The sequence below is a fragment of the Lactobacillus sp. C449L genome, from assembly GCF_059900815.1.
Genome location: NZ_JBWXGA010000363.1, coordinates 1 through 419, shown reverse-complemented (window position 1 = coordinate 419; position 419 = coordinate 1). Strand labels below are relative to the sequence as shown.

1 protein-coding gene is annotated in these 419 nt (G+C 46.8%); it reads right to left on the bottom strand.

Annotation, left to right across the window (positions count from 1 at the left end; translation table 11 throughout):
* Window positions 1-419, bottom strand: a 419-nt coding sequence (locus AC2JF9_RS09795; protein WP_500727394.1) for a hypothetical protein, incomplete at both ends; no start/stop codon positions are given.

Below are 419 nucleotides of genomic sequence, written 5' to 3'. Positions count from 1 at the left end.
CAATAAGAGCAAAGCCATGACCTGAAGCGTCATGATGAACCGCCCTTTCGGCGTCTTCGCCCACATGGGAGCATTAGGATGCGCCAAGACTGCTGGAAGGTGCAGATCGTCGGGGAATTCACCTCTGAGGGCGAGCTCTCCAGCGTGCTTGATGTAGTCTACATCTTTATAGTAAGTATCTACGAGCTTAAGATTAAATGCCAAGTCAGCCATTCTCTGGTGAGAAAAATCTAATATCTTAAGATCGTGAGCGAACGCGTTCCTTATATCTTTGATCGTCACCAGATCGCGATGAAATTCATCGCCATAGATGCCGATTAAGAAACCAAGGTCAATTCTTGCGGAAAAGCTGCCGAGTGGTCCGCTTGATCTGAAGAATTGATCATGGATTCTCTTGTGTGGCTGCAGAGATTTTCGAA